General features: G+C 60.9%; 17 protein-coding genes. 10 read left to right on the top strand and 7 right to left on the bottom strand.

What is annotated here, in order from left to right:
- Positions 1-25 precede the first annotated feature (25 nt).
- The gene (gene cadR / locus CKW15_RS09135; protein ID WP_095057355.1) at positions 26-475 is read right to left on the bottom strand and encodes a Cd(II)/Pb(II)-responsive transcriptional regulator; all 450 of its coding nucleotides are present in this window, start codon (positions 473-475) and stop codon (positions 26-28) included.
- 84 nt (positions 476-559) lie between these two features.
- On the opposite strand from cadR, the gene CKW15_RS09130 reads away from it, so the two are divergent.
- The 8 genes from CKW15_RS09130 (at position 560) to CKW15_RS09095 (ending at position 10112) form a co-directional block, all read left to right on the top strand.
- On the top strand, positions 560-2821 hold the full coding sequence (locus CKW15_RS09130; protein WP_095057356.1) for a heavy metal translocating P-type ATPase: 2262 nt from the start codon (positions 560-562) through the stop codon (positions 2819-2821).
- A gap of 16 nt (positions 2822-2837) precedes the next feature.
- Positions 2838-3701 carry a LysR family transcriptional regulator gene (locus tag CKW15_RS09125; RefSeq protein WP_095057357.1) on the top strand — a complete coding sequence of 288 codons (864 nt, stop codon included), beginning with the start codon at positions 2838-2840 and terminating at the stop codon, positions 3699-3701.
- A gap of 222 nt (positions 3702-3923) precedes the next feature.
- Positions 3924-5000, top strand: a complete 1077-nt coding sequence (locus CKW15_RS09120) for a putative 2-aminoethylphosphonate ABC transporter ATP-binding protein (RefSeq protein WP_095057358.1) — start codon at positions 3924-3926, stop codon at positions 4998-5000.
- Positions 5000-6724 (top strand): putative 2-aminoethylphosphonate ABC transporter permease subunit, encoded by a 1725-nt coding sequence (locus CKW15_RS09115; protein ID WP_095057359.1) that lies wholly within the window; start codon positions 5000-5002, stop codon positions 6722-6724. The genes CKW15_RS09120 and CKW15_RS09115 overlap by 1 nt, the downstream gene beginning before the upstream one ends.
- A 39-nt stretch (positions 6725-6763) precedes the next feature.
- The gene (locus CKW15_RS09110; RefSeq protein WP_095057360.1) at positions 6764-7792 is read left to right on the top strand and encodes a putative 2-aminoethylphosphonate ABC transporter substrate-binding protein; all 1029 of its coding nucleotides are present in this window, start codon (positions 6764-6766) and stop codon (positions 7790-7792) included.
- 112 nt (positions 7793-7904) lie between these two features.
- The gene (locus tag CKW15_RS09105; protein WP_095057361.1) at positions 7905-9038 is read left to right on the top strand and encodes a TIGR03364 family FAD-dependent oxidoreductase; all 1134 of its coding nucleotides are present in this window, start codon (positions 7905-7907) and stop codon (positions 9036-9038) included.
- Positions 9038-9601, top strand: a complete 564-nt coding sequence (locus CKW15_RS09100; RefSeq protein ID WP_095057362.1) for a phosphonate degradation HD-domain oxygenase — start codon at positions 9038-9040, stop codon at positions 9599-9601. The genes CKW15_RS09105 and CKW15_RS09100 overlap by 1 nt, the downstream gene beginning before the upstream one ends.
- A gap of 88 nt (positions 9602-9689) precedes the next feature.
- On the top strand, positions 9690-10112 hold the full coding sequence (locus CKW15_RS09095; RefSeq protein WP_095057363.1) for a hypothetical protein: 423 nt from the start codon (positions 9690-9692) through the stop codon (positions 10110-10112).
- 105 nt (positions 10113-10217) lie between these two features.
- Here the strand turns inward: CKW15_RS09095 and CKW15_RS09090 are convergent, their stop codons facing one another.
- Both CKW15_RS09090 and CKW15_RS09085 read right to left on the bottom strand, forming a co-directional pair.
- A complete protein-coding gene (locus tag CKW15_RS09090; protein ID WP_095057364.1) occupies positions 10218-11594 on the bottom strand; it encodes a GTPase/DUF3482 domain-containing protein in 1377 nt (458 codons plus the stop codon).
- Positions 11587-12957 carry a DUF2868 domain-containing protein gene (locus CKW15_RS09085; protein WP_095057365.1) on the bottom strand — a complete coding sequence of 457 codons (1371 nt, stop codon included), beginning with the start codon at positions 12955-12957 and terminating at the stop codon, positions 11587-11589. Before CKW15_RS09085 ends, CKW15_RS09090 begins: the two co-directional genes overlap by 8 nt.
- 85 nt (positions 12958-13042) lie before the next feature.
- Between CKW15_RS09085 and CKW15_RS09080 the strand changes: the two genes are divergently transcribed.
- Positions 13043-13555, top strand: coding sequence for a dihydrofolate reductase (locus tag CKW15_RS09080; protein WP_095057366.1), 513 nt, complete (start codon positions 13043-13045; stop codon positions 13553-13555).
- 89 nt (positions 13556-13644) lie between these two features.
- On the opposite strand, the gene CKW15_RS09075 is transcribed toward CKW15_RS09080, so the two are convergent.
- Complete coding sequence (locus CKW15_RS09075; RefSeq protein ID WP_095057367.1) at positions 13645-15036, bottom strand: L-cystine transporter; 1392 nt, start codon at positions 15034-15036, stop codon at positions 13645-13647.
- A 243-nt stretch (positions 15037-15279) separates the two neighbouring features.
- Here CKW15_RS09075 and CKW15_RS09070 point away from each other — a divergent pair, with 243 nt between their 5' ends.
- Complete coding sequence (locus CKW15_RS09070) at positions 15280-16335, top strand: phosphorylcholine phosphatase (RefSeq protein ID WP_095057368.1); 1056 nt, start codon at positions 15280-15282, stop codon at positions 16333-16335.
- 127 nt (positions 16336-16462) lie between these two features.
- Here the strand turns inward: CKW15_RS09070 and ilvD are convergent, their stop codons facing one another.
- The 3 genes from ilvD to CKW15_RS09055 form a co-directional block, all read right to left on the bottom strand.
- Positions 16463-18304 (bottom strand): dihydroxy-acid dehydratase, encoded by a 1842-nt coding sequence (gene ilvD / locus CKW15_RS09065; protein WP_095057369.1) that lies wholly within the window; start codon positions 18302-18304, stop codon positions 16463-16465.
- Positions 18305-18658: 354 nt separating this feature from the next.
- On the bottom strand, positions 18659-19117 hold the full coding sequence (locus CKW15_RS09060; RefSeq protein WP_095057370.1) for a transposase: 459 nt from the start codon (positions 19115-19117) through the stop codon (positions 18659-18661).
- A gap of 208 nt (positions 19118-19325) precedes the next feature.
- Positions 19326-20522, bottom strand: coding sequence for a class I SAM-dependent rRNA methyltransferase (locus tag CKW15_RS09055; RefSeq protein ID WP_095057371.1), 1197 nt, complete (start codon positions 20520-20522; stop codon positions 19326-19328).
- Between the last annotated feature and the right edge of the window lie 100 nt (positions 20523-20622).

The following is a 20622-nucleotide window of genomic DNA, read 5'->3' as shown; positions in this document are numbered from 1 at the left end:
GCTCCTACAGGGGGGTGCGGTGTTCTTAGTGGCCGTGACTGCGGCCTACATGGGAATGCTCCACCTCTGTCGCCACAACCCCGCCACTGACTTCCAAGCGCTGCAAAATCCCGCATTGATCGGCATCCGGCCCTTCGCCGCAACGACGGCGCAGGTCGAGCAGTTGCGTCTGCAAGGCCAGCAAACCGTCGATTCGCGCCTTCACATGGTGAATGTGTTCATCGATCAGCGCATTCACGCTTTCGCACTGGTCCTGCGGGCTGTCGCGGAACGCCAGCAGGCTGCGGATCTCTTCGAGCGTCATGTCGAGGGTGCGGCAGTTGCGGATAAAGGTCAGGCGTTCGGCGTGGGCCTGGGTATAAACGCGGTAATTTCCATCGCTGCGGGCAGGCTCTGGCAACAGGCTTTCGCGCTCGTAATAACGGATCGTCTCTACGGCGCAGTCCGTGAGCTTCGCCAGTTCTCCAATCTTCATGACGGCAATCTCCAAATCGGGGCTTGACCCTATAGTGGCTACAGGGTCTTAACTAGGCAACAGGCACTCTTATGGACGAACCCAATGAGCGATTCCCTGCATTCCCACAAACCCGGGGCTGAGCACGAACACAGCCACACCCTCAAACCTGTGCAAAAGCACGGTCATACCGGACATGGCGACGCCTGCTGTTCCTCCAGTGCGGCGGCACCTGTGTCAGTCACGCTGAGCGAAGCGCCGACTGCCGGATCCCGTCTGAGCAATTTCCGCATCGAAGCAATGGACTGCCCGACCGAACAGACGCTGATTCAGAACAAGCTAAGCAAACTGACTGGTGTGCACCAGCTGGAGTTCAATCTGATTAATCGCGTGCTGGGCGTGACCCACGACTTGCCCGGCACCGAGCCGATTGTCGAGGCGATCAAGTCCCTCGGCATGCACGCCGAACCCCTCGAACAAGGCGTTGAAACGCCCGCACCGGCACCGGTTAAAAAGCCTTGGTGGCCATTGGCGCTGTCCGGTGTCGGGGCACTGCTGGCGGAAGTTCTGCACTTTACGGGTGCCGTGCCGAACTGGGTGGTGGCGATTGTAGCGCTGGTATCGATTTTGAGTGGTGGCCTCGGCACCTATAAAAAGGGCTGGATCGCGCTCAAGAACCGCAATTTGAACATTAATGCACTGATGAGCATCGCCGTCACGGGTGCCATTTTCATCGGCCAATGGCCGGAAGCGGCGATGGTGATGTTCCTGTTCACCGTCGCCGAGTTGATCGAAGCCAAGTCGCTGGACCGTGCACGCAACGCCATCAGTGGCTTGATGCAGATGACGCCCGAACAGGCGACCGTGTTGCAGGCCGATGGCAGCTGGGTCGAGCAGGACGTCAAAACCATCGCGCTCGGCGCCCGGGTGCGGGTACGCCCCGGCGAGCGCATTGGTCTGGACGGGGAAGTGCTGTCCGGCAATTCGACCATTGATCAGGCGCCGATAACCGGTGAAAGCCTGCCGGTGGAAAAAACCGTCGGTGACAAAGTGTTTGCCGGCACCATCAATCAGGCGGGTTCGCTTGAATTCGCGGTGACTGCCGCCGCCGACAATTCGACGCTGGCACGCATCATCCACGCCGTGGAACAGGCCCAGGGCGCGCGGGCGCCGACACAACGTTTCGTCGACAGCTTCTCGAAAATCTACACACCGGTAGTGTTTGTCCTGGCCTTGGCGGTGGCGATCATTCCTCCGTTGTTCATGGGCGCGCTGTGGTTCGACTGGATCTACCGGGCGCTGGTGTTGCTGGTGGTGGCCTGCCCATGTGCACTGGTGATTTCCACGCCAGTGACCATCGTCAGCGGCCTGGCAGCAGCGGCACGCAAAGGTATTCTGGTGAAGGGCGGCGTCTATCTGGAGGGCGGTTACAAGCTCGATTACCTGGCCCTGGACAAGACCGGCACGATCACCCACGGCAAACCGGTGCAGACCGATTACCTGTCACTGGCCCCAAACGCTGACCAAATGGCCCCGGCCATTGCGGCGGCGCTGGCCGGGCGTTCGGATCACCCGGTATCGCTGGCCATCGCCAATGCGGCTGTGGATAAACAGTTTGCGGCGCTGGTTGTGGATAACTTCGAAGCGCTGGGTGGCCGTGGTGTGCGCGGCGAGATCAATGGTCAGCTCTATCACTTGGGTAACCATCGACTGGTCGAGGAACTGGGCCTGTGTTCGCCTGCCCTGGAAGAAACGCTGTTCGCCCTGGAAAAGCAGGGCAAGTCGGTGGTCTTGCTGCTCGATCAGTCTGGTCCGTTGGCGCTGTTTGCCGTGGCCGACACGGTCAAGGAGTCCAGCCGCGAAGCGATCCAGCAGTTACATGATCTGGGCATCAAGACCCTGATGCTCACTGGCGATAACGTCCACACCGCCCAGGCGATTGCCGCGCAAGTGGGCATCGATGAAGCCCGGGGTGATTTGCTGCCGAGCGACAAGTTGCAGGCCATCGAATCCCTTTATGCACAGGGTCACCACGTCGGAATGGTCGGGGACGGCATTAACGACGCCCCGGCACTGGCGCGATCCGAGATCGGTTTTGCGATGGCGGCAGCGGGCACCGATACCGCGATTGAAACCGCCGATGTCGCCCTGATGGACGACGATTTGCGCAAGATTCCATCGTTCATCCGCTTGTCCCGGCAAACATCAAGCATCCTGAAACAGAACATTGCGCTGGCATTGGTCATCAAAGCGATCTTTCTTGGGGTAACCTTCGCCGGGCTCGCTACCATGTGGATGGCGGTGTTTGCCGATATGGGCGTGAGCCTGTTGGTGGTGTTCAACGGTTTGCGCCTGTTGCGTAAATAACGGATGAGGGACGGTTGTGCTGAGTGCCGAGCTGAAGGCGTTTTACATGGTTGCCCGCCTGGGCAGCATTACCCAGGCTGCAAAAAAGCTCGGCCTGAGCCAACCGACCGTGACGACGCAGATTCGCAACCTGGAAAGTCAGTATTCGGTCGAACTGTTTTATCGCGGCGGCCGTCGTCTCAGTGTCAGCGAGGAAGGCGCGCGGCTGCTGCCGATGGTCAAGGTGTTGATACAGCAGGAGGCCGACATCGAGTTTTTCCTGCGCAACTGCGGCCAGGTGCAAGGCACGTTGCGCATCGCCGCCACGGCGCCGTATTACATCCTCGACCTGGTGAAAACCTTTCGCGAGCGCTTGCCGCAGGTGGAGGTGTCGGTGGAAATCGGCAACTCCCAACAAGTGCTCGAAGCGCTGGAGGATTACCGGGTGGATGTCGCCGCCTCTTCGCAGTTGCTGGAGGATGCGCGGTTGATTCGCCGGGTACTCGGCAGCGATCCGCTGGTATTGGCCGTGCATCGCAATCACCCGCTGGCGGTTCACGAACACGTTCCGCTCAGTGCGCTGGCGGGGCATACCTTGTTGATGCGTGAAACGGGCTCGACTACCCGTCGTTTGACCGAAGAGTTGCTGGCCAGCGCGGGAGTGACGTTCGGCCCGTTGCTGGAGATTGGCAGCCGCGAATCGATTCGCGAAGCGGTGCTGCGCAACATTGGCATCAGCATCATTGCCCGGCAGGAAGTGCCCCATGATCCGCACTTGCGGGTGCTGACCATCGAGCATGCGCCGCAAATCCCCGAATACCTGTACTGCCTCAAGGAGCGCAAAAACGCGCGGCTGCCGGCGGCGTTTCTGGGGTTGGCACAGGAAATGGCCCCGGCCTGAGATCTTCGGCCGCTGTTCAGGTCTCTTCGCTGGCAAGCCAGCTCCTACAGGGGAATGCGAAACCTTGTAGGAGCTGGCTTGCCAGCGAAGGCGTCAGTCATGACAGCACAGCAACTGAACCAAAATCCTCGAATACCACTATCGGCAGTTTTTGCCTTACTGCCATATGACGGACTCATTACAACTCTAGGATGGCCCCCATCTGCTAGATGAGGTCCGTCCATGAACAGCTCGATCGCAACAGCCCTGACCAACCCCGGCGCACCGATGAAAGTGCGCGGCGTACAGAAGCGCTTTGGCGCTTTCACGGCACTGGATAACGTTTCCCTTGATGTCGCGGCTGGCGAATTGGTATGTCTGCTGGGCCCGTCGGGTTGCGGCAAGACCACCTTGCTGCGCTGCATTGCCGGTCTGGAAAAACAGGACAGCGGCGAGTTGTACCTCGGTGACCGCGATGTTTCCCACCTCGCGCCCCAGGCCCGGGACTACGGCATTCTGTTTCAGTCCTACGCGCTGTTCCCCAATCTGACGGTCGAAGCGAACATCGCTTACGGCCTCGCCGGCAGCAGCCGCGACGAAGTGCGTCGTCGTGTCGGTCAGATGCTGGAACTGGTCGGCCTCAGCGGCAGTGAGAAAAAGTACCCTGGCCAATTGTCCGGCGGTCAGCAGCAACGGGTTGCGCTGGCTCGCGCCCTGGCGCCGTCACCGTCGCTGTTGCTGTTGGACGAACCGATGTCGGCCCTCGATGCCCGCGTGCGCGAGCATCTGTGCACCGAGCTGCGCCAGCTACAGCGCAACCTCGGCGTCACTACCCTGATGGTCACTCACAACCAGGACGAAGCCATGCTGATGGCCGACCGCATCGCCGTGATGAACAACGGCAAGGTCGAGCAGTACGCCACACCTCAGGAAATCTACAACCGCCCGGCCACGCCGTTCGTGGCGGAGTTCGTCGGCCAGGGTAATTGGCTGCCTTTCCAGCGCAGCAGCGACAGCCACGCCCAGGTCGGCGGGATGAACATGCGCCTGGCCGATGGTAGCGCCAAGACCGCGTCGGGTCGGTTGTTCTGCCGTCCGGAAACGATCAACGTCAACCCGTTGGTTCACGAAGAAAACCTGTTCCCGGCCAAAGTTCGCGAGATCACCTTCCTCGGCAACCGCTGCCGCATGAGCTTTGAACTCGATCATTTGCCGGGCCACGCCTTGCTGGCTGAACTGGCGCCGGAAGCCATGCCGCGCCTGGGCGCCCAGCAGATCATGGTCGCCTTGCCTCCGCGCAGCCTGCAGGTGTTTGCCTGATGAGCGCGAACATTGCGCTGCCGATACCGCACAAGCAGGTTCGGCAGATCTCCCGAGCCGAGATCGGCGACCGCGTATTCGTGGTCGGCGGCAAAGTCCTTCTGCTCGTGTTGCTTGGCGTCGCCGTGTTGATGCCGTTGCTGGCGATCTTCTGGAGGGGTTTCAGTGCCGACGCCGGGCAGGGCGGTGGTTGGGTTGCAGCCAAAGAACTGGTCACCAGTGAAAACTTCCACTGGCTGCTCGGTAACAGCCTGAAGGTTTCCCTCAGCGTCGCGGCCATCGTCGTACCGTTGGCCTACCTGTTTGCCTACGCCCTGCAACGCACGTTGATTCCGGCCAAGGGCATCTGGCGTGGCATCTCGCTGCTGCCTTTGATGGCGCCGTCGATGCTGCCGGGGATTGCCCTGGTTTATCTGTTCGGCAACCAGGGCATGTTGCGTGGCCTGCTTTCAGACAACATTTACGGCTTCTGGGGCATTGTGCTCGGCGAAGTCATCTACACCTTCCCACACGCGTTGATGATTCTGCTGTCGGCCCTGTCCCTGGCCGATGCGCGACTATTCGACGCCGCGTCCAGCATGGGTGCGAGTCCTGCAAAAGCCTTCCGCAGCATCACCTGGCCGGCGACACGCCAGGCCGTATTCGCTGCGTTCTGTCTGGTGTTCACCCTGACCATCACCGATTTCGGCGTGCCCGTGGTCGTCGGCGGCGACTATCAAGTGCTGGCGCTGGAAGCTTACAAAGCAGTGGTCGGCCAGCAGCAGTTCGGTCGCGGCGCATTGATCGGCATGGTCTTGTTGCTGCCGGCGCTGTTCAGCTTCGGCGTCGATGCGTGGTTGCGTCGGCGTCACGGCGACGCCATGAGCGGCCGGGCGCAGGTCTTCAAACCCGCGCCATCGAAACTGCGCGACGGCTGCTATCTGGCAATTGTCCTGCTGATCTGCGCGGCGTTGCTGCTGGTGTTCGGCATGGCGGTGTTCTCGTCGCTGGTGAAGTTCTGGCCGTACAACCTGTCGCTGTCGCTCAGTCATTACCAGTTCAACGAAACCGCCGGCGGTGGCTGGCTGGCCTACGGCAACAGTTTGAAGATGGCCTTGGGCACTGCGTTGATTGGCAGCGTGCTGATCTTTACCGGCGCGTACCTGATGGAGAAAACCAAGGGTCAGCAGGGTTTGAATCTGGCCCTGCGCATGCTCAGCTTCGTACCGATGGCGGTGCCGGGTCTGGTGCTGGGCTTGGGTTACGTCTTCTTCTTCAACCTCACCGGCAACCCGTTGCATGTGTTGTACGGGACCATGACCCTGCTGATCGTCTGCACCATTGCTCACTATTTGACCACTGCGCAAATGACCGCGACCACCGCGCTGCGCCAACTCGACGCCGAGTTCGAGGCCGCCGCGCTGTCGCTCAAGGCGCCGCTGTACCGCCATTACCTGCGCGTCACTGTGCCGATCTGCCTGCCGGCGCTGCTGGATATCGTGCGCTACCTGTTCGTCTCGGCCATGACCACCGTGTCGGCGGCAATCTTCCTCTACAGCCCCGACACCATCCTCGCGGCGGTGGCGGTGCTGAACATGGACGACGCCGGCAACGTCGGCGGCGCGGCAGCGATGTCGACCCTGATCCTGATTACCTCGGCGGGCGTGTCCCTGCTGCTGGCCTGGGCCTCGCGCGGCTTGCTGCGCCGCTCCCAGGCCTGGCGGCAGACCGTGCCCGGTCATTGAATCTGTACAACCCCTCAACTCAAAAAACAGGAAAAGATTATGTTCAAGCCTATGGCCGCCCTGGCCGCTGCTGTCCTCACCGCTTTCAGCCTGAACGCCTTTGCGGCGAAAACCGAGTTGACGGTGTACACCGCCCTCGAAGCCGAACAACTGAAGACCTATAAAGAAGCGTTCGAGAAGGCCAACCCGGACGTCGAAATCAAATGGGTACGTGATTCTACCGGCATCATCACCGCCAAGCTGCTGGCCGAAAAAGCCCGTCCGCAGGCCGATGCTGTGTGGGGCCTGGCCGCTTCCAGCCTGGCGATTCTCGATCAGCAAGGCATGTTGCAAAGCTACGCGCCAAAGGATCTGGGCAAGATCGGCGCGAACTACCGCGACGCCGCCAACCCGCCAGCCTGGGTCGGTATGGACGTCTGGGCCGCGACCATTTGCTTCAATACCGTCGAAGCCGAGAAGCAGGGCCTGACCAAACCCGTGAGCTGGCAGGACCTGACCAAGCCTGAGTACAAGGGCAAGATCGTCATGCCCAACCCGGCCTCGTCCGGCACCGGTTTCCTCGACGTCAGCGCCTGGCTGCAAACCTTTGGCGAGAAGCAGGGCTGGGCCTACATGGACGGTCTGCACCAGAACATCGGCCAGTACGTTCACTCCGGTTCCAAGCCTTGCAAACTGGCGGCGGCGGGTGAATTCCCGATCGGTATTTCTTTCGAATACCCGGCCGTTCAATTGAAACGCCAGGGCGCGCCGCTGGACATCATCCTGCCGAAGGAAGGCCTGGGTTGGGAGATCGAAGCGACTGCGGTGATCAAGGGCACTGCTCACGAAGAAGCCGCCAAGAAACTGGCTGACTTCTCTGCCAGCCCCGAGGCGATGGAACTCTACAAAGAAAACTTCGCCGTGCTCGCGCAGCCTGGCATCGCCAAGCCGCAGACCGAACTGCCGGCCGACTACGAGCAGCGCCTGATCAAGAACGACTTCGCCTGGGCGTCGAAGAACCGCGACGCGATCCTGACCGAATGGCGCAAGCGCTATGACGGCAAGTCCGAGAAAGTGGCGGCCAAGTAAGTACTTCATCGGCTGACAGGGCCTCATCGCTGGCAAGCCAGCTCCTACAGGGTTCGCGTCGCACTTGTAGGAACTGGCAGCGATAGCGGCCTTGAATTCAGGACACCTCTAGATGACACATCACAACGACATGCTGATCGTCGGCGCCGGCATCCTGGGTTTGTCCCATGCGTATGCCGCCGCCAAACGCGGTCTGAAGGTCAGGGTTTTTGAACGCAGCGAAACGCCCCTCGGCGCGACGGTGCGTAACTTCGGCCAGGCACTGGTCACCGGCCAACCGCCGGGCCCGATGCTGGAACTGGCCCGCGCCAGTCGCGGAATCTGGGGCGATTGGGCGCAACTCGCAGGCCTGCAACTCAAGCGCAACGGCTCGTACCTGTTCGCCCGCACCGAGGCCGAAGAGCACCTGTTGGAAGCCTTCTGCGAAGGCCGCGCCGTCGAACACGGTTACCGCGTCGACCTGCTGCGCGGCGCTGCACTGCGCGATTTGTACGGTGGTCAGTTCCGCCATCATCGCGCTGCTTTGCATGGCATGGACGACCAACAGCTGTATTCGCGCGAAGCGATTCCGGCGCTGATCGACTTTCTGCGTCGCGACCTGGGCGTCGAGTTTCACTTCTCCACCCTGGTGCGCGACATCGAGCCGGGCCGTTTACATAGCACGGCTGGCAGCTTCAGTGCCGAGCAAATCATCGTCTGTTCCGGCCACGACTATCAGACCTTGCTGGCCGAGCAGATCGCCGAACTCGACCCGCAAATCTGCCGCCTGCAAATGCTGCGAGCCCGCCCGCAGATCAATCTGAACCTGCAACACGCACTACTCACCGGTTTGAGCTGCGTGCATTACGGCGCCTTCGCGGATTTGCCGGAAGTCGCTGCGGTGCAGGCCGAAATTCTGCGCGCCGCGCCGCACCTGCACGAAAACGGCATCCACCTGCTGATCAGCCCGACACCCCATGGCGAGTTGATCATCGGCGATTCGCACCATTACGGCAGCGATCCGTCACCCTTCAATGCCGAGCAGGTCGACGACTGGATGATCGAGTTGGCCGAGCAGACTCTGGGCTGCAAGGTGCAAGTGGTCGAACGCTGGCAGGGTGTCTATGGTTCACGGGGGCCGGGACCGTTTTCGTTCTTGCGTCCGGCAAAGGGTCTGAGCGTGGCATTGATGCACTCCGGTGTCGGCATGAGTGTCGGGCCGGCGATGGCCGAACGAAACGTCGCAGCTGTATTGGGGGAAATCTGATGGAACGCAATGAACAAATCGTCGCTGAAGTATTCGCTCTGTACGAGCGTTTTGGTGACAGCGATTACATCGGCGAGCCGGTGTCGCAGATCGAGCACATGTCTCAGGCCGCTGAGCTGGCTATGGCCGAAGGCTTTGATGATGAAGTGGTGCTGGCGGCGTTTTTCCATGACATCGGGCACATCTGCGCCGAGAGTGCCGAGAGCATGGGTGGCTTCGGTGTGGTCAGTCATGAGCGCTTGGGCGCGGATTACTTGCGCCGTGCAGGTTTCAGCGAACGAATGGCGCGGTTGGTCGAATACCACGTTCAGGCCAAGCGTTATCTGACGCTGAAAGAGCCGGGGTACTACGAGCGTTTGAGCGAAGCCAGTCGCCGGACGCTGGAGTATCAGGGCGGCGTCATGACGCAAGCCGAGGCTGAGGCGTTCGCGCAGGACCCGCTGTGCGCCGTGAGTTTGCGCATGCGCCAGTGGGATGAGCTGGCCAAGGAAATGCACGTGCCGGTGATTGATCTCGGTCTCTTGAAAGGCAAGGCTGTCGAGTTGTTGTCCCGCAACGCGTGATGACTTGTCTGACGGGTGATAGAGAATGCAGGCATGGAATCCACGGTCGACAATGTTCAGGCTGAGCTTTTAGACAAGGAACGCAAGGATGCGATATCTAAAAGTCATTGCACAGGACCCCAGCGATTCGGGTCAGCCGGACAGCCTGTATTTCCGGTTTTATGAAGGCGAGCAGTTGTTGCGCGAGGCGACAATGCTTGAACGGCAGCAACTCACGACGTTGGGCACCACTTACCTGAAGTGCGCCTGGTTCAACGCCGGTGATCGTGAGGAGCGACACCTGCGGATTTTTTCGCTGAACCCTTCCGCTGACGGCACACCGGAATCGGTGCGGCTGCATTTTCACGAGGGTCCGACGATCATTTACAAAGCCGCGGCCCATGACCTCGATAACGATGGTGCATTCGAGGTGATTCTGAGCAGCGATGTGGATAACGACGGGCACGCCAATCGCACGGATCGGAACCGGGTCAGGGCGTTGGTGCGGGAGTACTTGAAGCTCGGCTGGTAGTGTTCACTTGGATCGCTGTCGTATTCAGATCCAGAGAACAACGACGAACCCTGTAGGAGCAAGCTTGCTCGCGATGGCGCCAGCCGCCTCACCACAATTTCAGAGCTAAAGCTGCTGCGCCAACACCTCAACCTGCTCCTGGCGTTCTGCCTGATTCAACTTCGCCTGTGGGTTCAGCGACGACCACTGTGGATGCGCCCGGGCTTTGTTCAGGGCCTCGGGCAACTTGCCTTCGCGCCAGGTTTTATCCTGTGGCGTGGCGACTTGAATGCTGTCCATCGCCGCATGGCCACGGGCATTCAGCGCTTGCAGCAATTGCCGCTGGCGCAGCGCCAACAGCCGGAGCACGTTGTCATCGACGGTCAGCTCGCGTTGGCCCTTGAGCTTGCCCAGCAAGCGGCTGCCATAACTGCGGGCGGTTTGCAGGGCGCCGCCGGCGATGGCCCCGGCCAGTGCCGCCGCACCGAGGGTGATGCCGCCGACCAGCAAATCGACCCCGGCCCCGGCCGCCGCACCTGCAGCGATCCCGCCACCGACCCTCACGCCCAGTTGCTTGAGAGTTTCCGGGTTGAACAGATCATCACCCCAGCGACCGTCGAGCAGTGGCAAGTCACTGGCAGCGGCGTCCTGCGGGCGGAAGGCATAAAGCTTGAGCAGCGCCTCAACGCAACGTTGTTCGCGTTGGCGCACGGCTTTGCGCAACTCGCTGATCGCCTGCTGTTCCTGTTCGACATCGGCGACCACGCTGCGGCGGCAGGCAGCGCAGTCGATCAACAATTCGGCAATCAACCGCGCCGCACTTTGTTGGCGGGCCAGACGTTGAGCTTGTTGGTCGGCGATCAGGCGTTCCAGTTGTGGTCGTGCGCTTTCCAGCAGCAGAGCGAGGCTTTCGTAGAGTCGGCGTTCGCCATCCTCGGGCGGCGCCACGCTGTCGAAGCGCACCAAGGCATGCAGGCCCAAACGCGCCAAGGCTTCACGCCACGCCGGTTCGCGATGGTTGGCGCTGCTGACGAAATTCAGCACCGGCAGCAGCGGTTTACCGCAACTGGCGAGCACTTCGAGTTCGTCGCGATACTTGGCGAGTACGGGCTCGCGGGCATCGATCACGTAAAGCCCAGCGTCCGAGGCCAGCAACTGGCGCAACACTTTGGCTTCCTGTTCAAACCGCTGCCGGGCTTCGCTGCCATCGAGAAAGCGCGCCAGTCGCGCCGGACCATCCAGACGTTCGCCGGGACGCTCCAGGCGTTCCAGATAATCGAGCAGGGCGATGGCGTCTTCCAGGCCGGGCGTGTCGTAGAGATCCAGCAGTGGCTCGCCGTCCACCGACAGCCGCGCACCTTCGACATGCCGCGTGGTGCTGGGGCGATGGGACACTTCGCCGAAACCGACATCGCGCGTCAGGGTGCGCAGCAACGAGGTCTTGCCAACGTTGGTGTGGCCGACAACGGCGAGTTTCAGAGGCTGCTTGCTGGTGTCAGTCATGACCCGTCTCCAGCCAGTTCATCGGTGCGCAATCGGCAAACGGCAGCTCCAGTTGTTGCAGCGCTACGTGCCAATCGCCGAGGCGTTCGGCGTCGAGTGCTTCGCCGGGCGGAGCTTGCAGCAGCCAGACGCGGGTGGCGCTGGCGCTGCGGGCCAGTTCGGCAATCAAGGCCAGGCTGCCGCGATCCGGCGAGCGCCGCGGATCGCAAGCGATCGCCAATCGCGTCGGGGGGAAGCGGCTCAGTTGTTCGAGGAGTTTGTGCCGCGATTCACGGCTGTTTAGAACGCCGGCGTTGCTGACGTTTTTCGGCAGTTGCGGCGGCCAGGGGCGATCGTCGTCCAGTTCGATGGCGACCAACAATGCACCGTCGCTTTGCTGTTCGCTGACGCCACTTTCCACGCGATGCAATTGTGCTGGCGCGGCATCGCTGACGCCGAGGCGTTCGCTGGTCGGCATGAGCCGTTCGCGCAGTTGGGCGTAACCGGGCAGGTTCAAATCGAGCTGCAAAGTGGATCGGCCGGAGTTCCAGCGCCACAGGCACAACAGCGCCAGTAACAGGCGCGGCACCACGCCGTAAATCAGCAGCACGCCGACCAGCCACGCGGCCCAGGCCTGACGGGCGCTTTCGATGTTCAGTGCGGCATCGCCACTGGCGCGGATCATCTCTTCGGTCGGCACGCTGAAACCGAGCACGGCCGGTAGCGCGCCGAGGGCTTGGGTCACGGCAATGAAAGTGTCGGCGCTGAGGATGGTGGTTTCCCAGACGAATCCGTAACGCCGGGTCGCCATCAGCGTCAGCAGAATGACCAAGGCACTGAGCATCGCCAGCAACCACAGGCTGTTGACCAGCAGACCGATGGCCCAGCGATTGAGTTTGCGGCGTTGCAGCAACAGCAGCAGGGCTGGCGCCAGTTGCGCAGCTTTGGCGTCGCGGGCGAATTTTTCACTCAGCCACAGCCACAAGCGTCCGAGGCTGGCGCCGTGCTCACCGGCAAACATCAGACCCAAGGCCCAGCTCAGCAGCAGGATCAGGTTTAGCCCCAACAGGCTGCCCAAGGCCCAGAACACATTCACCGGATGCAGGCCGTCACCCATGGCGGCAAAGGCCAGGCCAGCGCCGCTGACCACGGCCAGCAGCATCATCACGATCAGTGCCAGTCGCGCGCCTTGCAGCCAGTGCTTGAGCGCATCGGCCAGGCCATCGCGTTCGGCCAGCCAGAGGGCGCGGCGTTGAATGCGGGCCGGCAGGTCGCCGCCAGCACTGCGTGCCATTCGGTTGGCTTCCAGGTCTTCCAGGGGACCTGCGTGTTCTTCGCGCAGGCGGATGGTTTCTGTCAGCCAGAGGGTATTCAGTTCAGTCACGCGGCATCCCGTCGCTTAAATGAGCTGTGAGCATAACCGTTGTGGCGCTTATCGGCGAAAGCGCGGCTCTGGTATCCTCGCCGGCATGACTAAATCACTCCCCCTCAGCCTGATCGCAGCCCTCGGTGAAAACCGCGTGATCGGCGTCGACAACAGCATGCCCTGGCACCTGCCGGGGGACTTCAAATACTTCAAGGCCACGACGCTCGGCAAGCCGATCATCATGGGTCGCAAGACCTGGGACTCCCTCGGCCGCCCGTTGCCGGGCCGCTTGAACATCGTGGTCAGCCGTCAGGCGGATCTGGTGCTGGAAGGTGCGGAGGTTTATCCGTCGCTGGAAGCCGCCGTCGTTCGCGCCGAAGAGTGGGCGAAGGAGCAGGGCGTCGATGAGCTGATGCTGATCGGCGGTGCGCAGTTGTATGCGCAAGGGCTGGCGCAGGCTGACCGGTTGTACCTGACCCGCGTGGCGCTGAGCCCGGACGGGGATGCATGGTTTCCGGAGTTTGATTTGAACCAGTGGAAACTGGTGTCGAATGTGCCGAACCCGGCGGAAGGCGACAAGCCGGCGTACAGCTTCGAAGTCTGGGAAAAAGCCTAAAAGCATCGCTGGCAAGCCAGCTCCTACAGGGGAAACGCATTCCATTGTAGGAGCTGGCTTGCCAGCGATAGCGGTCTATCAGGCTCCGATCAAGCCTGCGCCAATGCCGAATGCTCATCCGCATCCAGCAATGCTTTATCCGTCTGCTGCATCACCTGGCTGGTAATCGCCCCCGCCGTCATCGACCCACTGACGTTCAACGCCGTACGCCCCATATCAATCAGCGGCTCGACCGAAATCAGCAACGCCACCAATGACACCGGCAAACCCATTACCGGTAGCACGATCAACGCGGCAAACGTCGCACCGCCACCCACCCCGGCCACACCGGCCGAACTCAACGTGACAATCGCCACCAGCGTCGCGATCCACAGCGGGTCCAGCGGGTTGATACCGACAGTCGGCGCCACCATCACCGCCAACATTGCCGGGTACAGACCGGCACAACCGTTCTGGCCAATGGTCGCGCCGAACGACGCCGCGAAACTGGCGATGGACTGCGGAATACCCAGGCGGCTGGTCTGCGCCTCGATGCTCAATGGAATCGTCGCAGCGCTCGAACGACTGGTGAAGGCAAACGTCAGCACCGGCCAGATCTTGCGAAAGAAGCGCAGCGGATTGATCCCGGCCGCCGATACCAGCAGGCCATGCACCACAAACATCAGCCCCAGGCCGATGTAGGACACCACCACGAAACTGCCGAGCTTGATGATGTCTTGCAGGTTGGAGCCAGCGACCACTTTGGTCATCAACGCCAGTACGCCGTACGGGGTCAGCTTCATCACCAGACGCACCAGGCGCATCACCCAGGCTTGCAGGGTATCGATGGCGTTGATCACTTTCTGACCTTTCGCCACATCATCCTTGAGCAATTGCAGCGCCGCGACACCCAGGAATGCAGCGAAGATCACCACGCTGATGATCGACGTCGGTTTGGCCCGTGCCAGGTCGGCGAACGGGTTTTGCGGGATGAACGAGAGCAGCAATTGCGGCACATTCAGGTCGGCGACCTTGCCGGCGTAGTCGTTCTGAATGGTTTGCAGGCGGGCCATTTCCTGGGTGCCGGCCACCAGACCTTCGGCGGTCAGGCCGAACAGGTTGGTCAGGCCGATGCCGATCAGCGCCGCGATGGCGGTGGTGAACAGCAGCGTGCCGATGGTCAGGAAACTGATCTTGCCCAGCGACGAGGCGTTATGCAGGCGGGCCACGGCGCTGAGGATCGAGGCGAACACCAACGGGATCACGATCATTTGCAGCAGCTGCACATAACCATTGCCCACCAGATCGAACCAGCCGATCGAGGCTTTCAGCACCGGGTTGCCGGCACCGTAAACGCTGTGCAACGCCACACCGAACGCAACGCCAAGGACCAGGGCGAGCAGGACTTTTTTCGCCAGGCTCCAGGTGGTGTGGCGCGTTTGCGCCAGGCCGAAGAGCAGGGCGAGGAATACCAGCAGATTGAGGATCAGCGGCAGATTCATGAGAACTCCGAGTAAGACTTGTGCCAGCTGCCTTCCGGCGCAGCTGCGAACCGGCAAGCCTAACAGCTTGAAAACTAATGATTTAATATCAAAAACGTCTGGCAACTGTCGTTTTTGAAATAAGCGGATGTCGCTGTCAGAAATGCAGCTGGCGCGATAGGGACGTGGACGGTCGCTGACAGACCAAGGCCGTCACACTTATTTGTTAGCGTCGATCTCCTCTAAATCAGGGAGATTTTCCAAATGAAGTTCGCACCGAAGTTTCTCGCGGCAGCACTTTGCCTCGGCCTTGTCGGCCAGGTGCTCGCAACGGATCTGAAACACTGGCCCGCCGATCAGGCCAAGGCACTGGACGCGATGATCGCGGCCAACGCCAACAAAGGTAATTACGCGGTGTTCGACATGGACAACACCAGTTACCGCTACGACCTCGAAGAGTCGTTGCTGCCGTTCATGGAGAACAAGGGCCTGATCACCCGCGACAAGCTCGACCCCTCCCTGAAACTGATGCCGTTCAAGGACACCGCCGACCACAAGGAGAGCCTGTTCAGTTACTACTACCGTCTCTGTGAACTCGACGACATGGTTTGCTACCCATGGGTCGCTCAGGTGTTCTCCGGCTTCACGCTGCAAGAACTCAAAGGCTACGTCGACGAGATGATGGCGTCCGGCAAACCGGTACCGGCGACGTATTACGAAGGCGATGTGGTCAAGAAACTCGACGTCAATCCGCCGAAAATCTTCACCGGCCAGCAAGAGCTGTACAACAAGCTCATGGAGAACGGCATCGAGGTCTACGTGATGACCGCCGCTTCCGAGGAGCTGGTACGCATGGTCGCGGCCGATCCGAAGTACGGCTACAACGTCAAACCGCAGAATGTGATCGGCGTGACGCTGCTGCTCAAAGACCCGAAAACCGGCGCACTGACCACCGCGCGCAAGCAGATCACCGCCGGCAAATATGACGAGAAGGCCAACCTCGGCCTGGAGATGACTCCGTACCTGTGGACACCTGCGACCTGGATGGCCGGCAAGCACGCGGCGATCCTGACCTACATCGATGAGTGGAAAAAACCGATACTGGTGGGCGGCGACACACCGACCAGCGATGGCTACATGCTGTTCCACGATGTCGACGTGGCCAAGGGCGGCATCCACCTGTGGGTCAACCGCAAGGATAAATACATGACCCAGATTAACGGCATGATGGCCAAGCACGCTGCGGCCCAGGCCAAGGAAGGACTGCCGGTGACGGCGGACAAGAATTGGGTGATTGTGAAACCAGAGGAGATTCAGTAAGACCGGGGTGCCTGCATCGCCAGCAAGCCGGCTCCTACAGGAGGGGCTTCGGTAATGGGTCGGTAAAAACGATCGGCAAAAAAATGCCCCGCACATGGCGGGGCATTTTTTGTTCAACGGTTAACGCTTACAGCCCGTCGAGCATCGCCTTGTTACGCACAGCACCCTTGTCGGCGCTGGTCGCCAGCAGGGCGTAGGCTTTCAGTGCGGTGGTCACTTTGCGTGGACGCACTTCCACCGGTTTCCAGCCTTTCTTGTCCTGCTCCACTCGGCGTGCGGCCAGTTCTTCATCGCTGACCAACAGGTTGATCGAGCGGTTCGGAATGTCGATCAGCACTTTGTCGCCGTCCTGCACCAGGCCGATTGCACCACCGGCAGCGGCTTCAGGCGAAGCGTGGCCGATGGACAGACCGGAAGTGCCGCCGGAGAAACGGCCGTCAGTCAGCAGGGCGCAAGCTTTGCCCAGGCCTTTGGATTTCAGGTACGACGTCGGGTAGAGCATTTCCTGCATGCCCGGGCCGCCCTTCGGGCCTTCGTAACGGATGATCACGATGTCGCCGGCCTGCACTTCGTCCGCGAGGATGCCGCGTACGGCGCTGTCCTGGCTTTCGAAGATCTTGGCATTGCCTTCGAACACGTGGATCGACTCGTCGACACCCGCGGTTTTCACCACACAGCCATCCAGGGCGATGTTGCCGTAGAGAACGGCCAGGCCGCCTTCTTGCGAGTAAGCGTGCTCGACACTGCGGATGCAGCCGTTTTCACGGTCGTCGTCCAGGGTGTCCCAACGGGTCGACTGGCTGAACGCGGTTTGCGTCGGAATGCCTGCCGGACCAGCCTTGAAGAAGTGATGCACGGCTTCGTCGGTGGTCTGGGTGATGTCCCACTTGGCGATGGCTTCTTCCATGCTGCGGCTGTGCACGGTTGGCAGTTGCGTGTGCAGCAAGCCGCCACGGGCCAGCGAACCGAGGATGCTGAAGATCCCGCCGGCACGGTGCACGTCTTCCATGTGGTACTTCTGGATGTTCGGCGCGACCTTGCACAGTTGCGGCACGTGACGGGACAGGCGGTCGATGTCGCGCAGGTCGAAATCGATCTCGGCTTCCTGGGCAGCGGCCAGCAAGTGCAGGATGGTGTTGGTGGAACCACCCATGGCGATGTCCAGGGTCATGGCGTTTTCGAACGCCTGGAAGTTCGCGATGTTGCGCGGCAATACCGACTCGTCGTTCTCGCCGTAGTAACGCTGGCACAGCTCGACGATGGTGCGGCCAGCCTGCAGGAACAGCTGTTCGCGGTCGCTGTGGGTGGCCAGGGTCGAACCGTTGCCTGGCAGTGCCAGACCCAGCGCTTCAACCAGGCAGTTCATCGAGTTGGCGGTGAACATGCCGGAGCACGAACCGCAGGTCGGGCAGGCGCTGCGCTCGTACTCAGCGACTTTCTCGTCAGAAGCGCTGGAGTCGGCGGCGATCACCATGGCGTCGACGAGGTCGAGGCCGTGGGAAGCGAGTTTGGTCTTGCCGGCTTCCATCGGGCCGCCAGAGACGAAAATCACCGGGATGTTCAGGCGCAGGGACGCCATCAGCATGCCAGGGGTGATCTTGTCGCAGTTGGAGATGCAGACGATCGCATCGGCGCAGTGGGCGTTGACCATGTACTCGACGGAGTCGGCGATGATCTCGCGGCTCGGCAGCGAATACAGCATGCCGTCGTGGCCCATGGCGATGCCGTCATCGACAGCGATGGTGTTGAATTCTTTTGCCACACCGCCAGCGCGTTCGATTTCGCGGGCGACCAGTTGACCCAGGTCCTTGAGGTGCACGTGGCCCGGTACGAACTGGGTGAACGAGTTGGCAATGGCGATGATCGGCTTCTTGAAGTCGTCATCTTTCATCCCCGTTGCGCGCCACAGTGCGCGGGCACCGGCCATGTTGCGGCCGTGGGTGGATGTTTTCGAGCGGTAATCAGGCATGAAGCACTCCGGGCGGCTAATCAGGTATCAAAAGGGAAGTGAGCTTCTATTGACGTCTGGAACACTCAGAAATGGCCGCGTGTCCGGAAGTTGCCGATAACTTTGCGGGATCGCCGCGCGCTTCAGCTTGAGCTCATAAACCCGCCGGGGATGACTGGCGATGAATGTTCGCGATTCTACACGGCTGGCGGCTGGAGGGAATGCCTGCAAGCATTCACGAGACGTGTGGAAAGACGCAACGCTGTAGGAGCGAGCATGCTCGCGATGAACCTGAGAGCGCTGCGGGGTGTCAGGTTGCCAGCGTTATCGTTGACGATCATCGCGAGCATGCTCGCTCCTACAGTGGGGCGGGCGTCAGAGCCACATAGCGTCCCAGAGTGGGTAATCGCCGATATGGTCGACGAGGCCTGCGCATAGGGGGTTGGCGATGATGTATCGAGCAGCGGCTTTCAGGTCCTCCTCCCGACGTAGTGCCCGGTCGAAATAACCTCTCTGCCATAGTCTCTCGGGCTGGCCCCGCTTGAGATTGATCGCGCGGGCACTTCGGGCTTTGGTGGCTTGCATCAGTTTCGGTAAATCACCGTTATGCAACTCGACCAGCCAGTGAAAGTGATCCGGCATGACTACCCAAGCGATAGAGGTGGCATTTCCTGTTTCATGAGCCTTTCTGAATTCATGCACGAGCAGGCGCCCCAAGCGCCAGTCTTTGAAGAACGGGGTTCGCTCGTGAGTAACAGCGGTGAGCAGATAGGTGCGGCCATGTTCTGAGTGGCGGCCGGTACGTAAGCGGTGGCCGTGTGGCGTGCTGGACATTCCGTTGTCCTCTTCTGTGATTGGAAGAGAAAACGTTAGACGCCACAGGCGGGGCTGTCGTTATGACAGCGAGTCAGAATGTGTCGCCAATGCTTGATCTGTAGGAGCGAGCAGGCTCGCGATGGACTCAAGGACGTCGCGGGGTGTCAGGTTCCCCGCGTTATCGTTGACGACCATCGAGAGCGTGCTCGCTCCTACAGAAATCGCGTTAGCTATTCGGCAACAACCGGCAAGTAATGCTCTTGATGTAACGGGTTTCAGCAATCGCCGGATGTACCGGATGATCCGGGCCCTGACCGCCACGTTCCAGCATCTGGATGTTGCGGTCCAGGTGACGGGCGCTGGTCAGCAGGATGTTCTGCAGGTCGTCTTCCGGCAGGTGCATCGAGCAGGAGGCGCTGACCAGGATGCCGTCCTTGCTGAGCAGGCGCATGGCTTGCTCGTTCAGGCGGCGGTAGGCGCCTTCGCCGTTTTTCATGTCTTTCTTGCGTTTGATGAACGCCGGCGGGTCGGCCACGATCACGTCGAAGCGTTCTTCGCTGGCTTTCAGTTCTTTCAGGGCTTCGAAGACGTCGCCTTCGATGCAGGTCATTTTCTCGGCGAAGCCGTTCAGTGCGGCGTTACGCTCAACACCGTCGAGGGCGAAGGCCGAGGCGTCGACGCAGAACACTTCACTGGCGCCGAATGCGGCAGCCTGCACGCCCCAACCGCCGATGTAGCTGTACAGGTCGAGCACGCGCTTGCCCTTGGCGTACGGCGCCAGGCGTGCGCGGTTCATGCGGTGGTCGTAGAACCAGCCGGTTTTCTGACCCTGGATGACCGGGGCTTCGAATTTCACGCCGTTCTCTTCCAGTGCAACCCACTCCGGCACCAGGCCGAAAACGGTTTCGACGTAACGGTTGAGGCCTTCGGCGTCACGGGCGGCGGAGTCGTTCTTGAACAGAATGCCGCTTGGCTTGAGCACTTGGATCAGCGCCGCGATCACGTCGTCTTTATGGGCTTCCATGGTGGCCGAAGCGATCTGCACCACCAGGATGTCGCCGAAACGGTCGACGACCAGGCCTGGCAACAGGTCGGAATCACCGTAGACCAGGCGATAGAACGGCTTGTCGAACAGGCGATCGCGCAGGGACAGGGCCACGTTCAGGCGATGCACCAGCAGGGACTTGTCCAGCGGCAGCTTGATGTCGCGCGACAGCAGGCGAGCGCAGATCAGGTTGTTCGGGCTCATGGCAACGATGCCCAGCGGCTTGCCGCCGGCGGCTTCGAGGATCGCCTGGTCGCCGGCCTTGAAACCGTGCAAAGGCGTAGCAGCTACATCGATTTCGTTGCTGTAGACCCACAAGTGACCGTTGCGCAGACGACGGTCGGCATTGGCTTTGAGGCGCAGGCTAGGCAGGGACATGTCGTCGCTCCGGAAAAAAGAGCGGGAGTATAGCGTGTTGAGCTCCCGGGTTGGCCTGTAAGTGGACATGTGGTGAGGGTTGTCATGCGAATTGGTATGT

The sequence above is a fragment of the Pseudomonas sp. Irchel s3b5 genome (assembly GCF_900187435.1).
Lineage (GTDB): Bacteria > Pseudomonadota > Gammaproteobacteria > Pseudomonadales > Pseudomonadaceae > Aquipseudomonas.
Note: the sequence above shows the minus strand (reverse complement) of the source record. Positions and strands in the feature narration are given on the sequence as shown.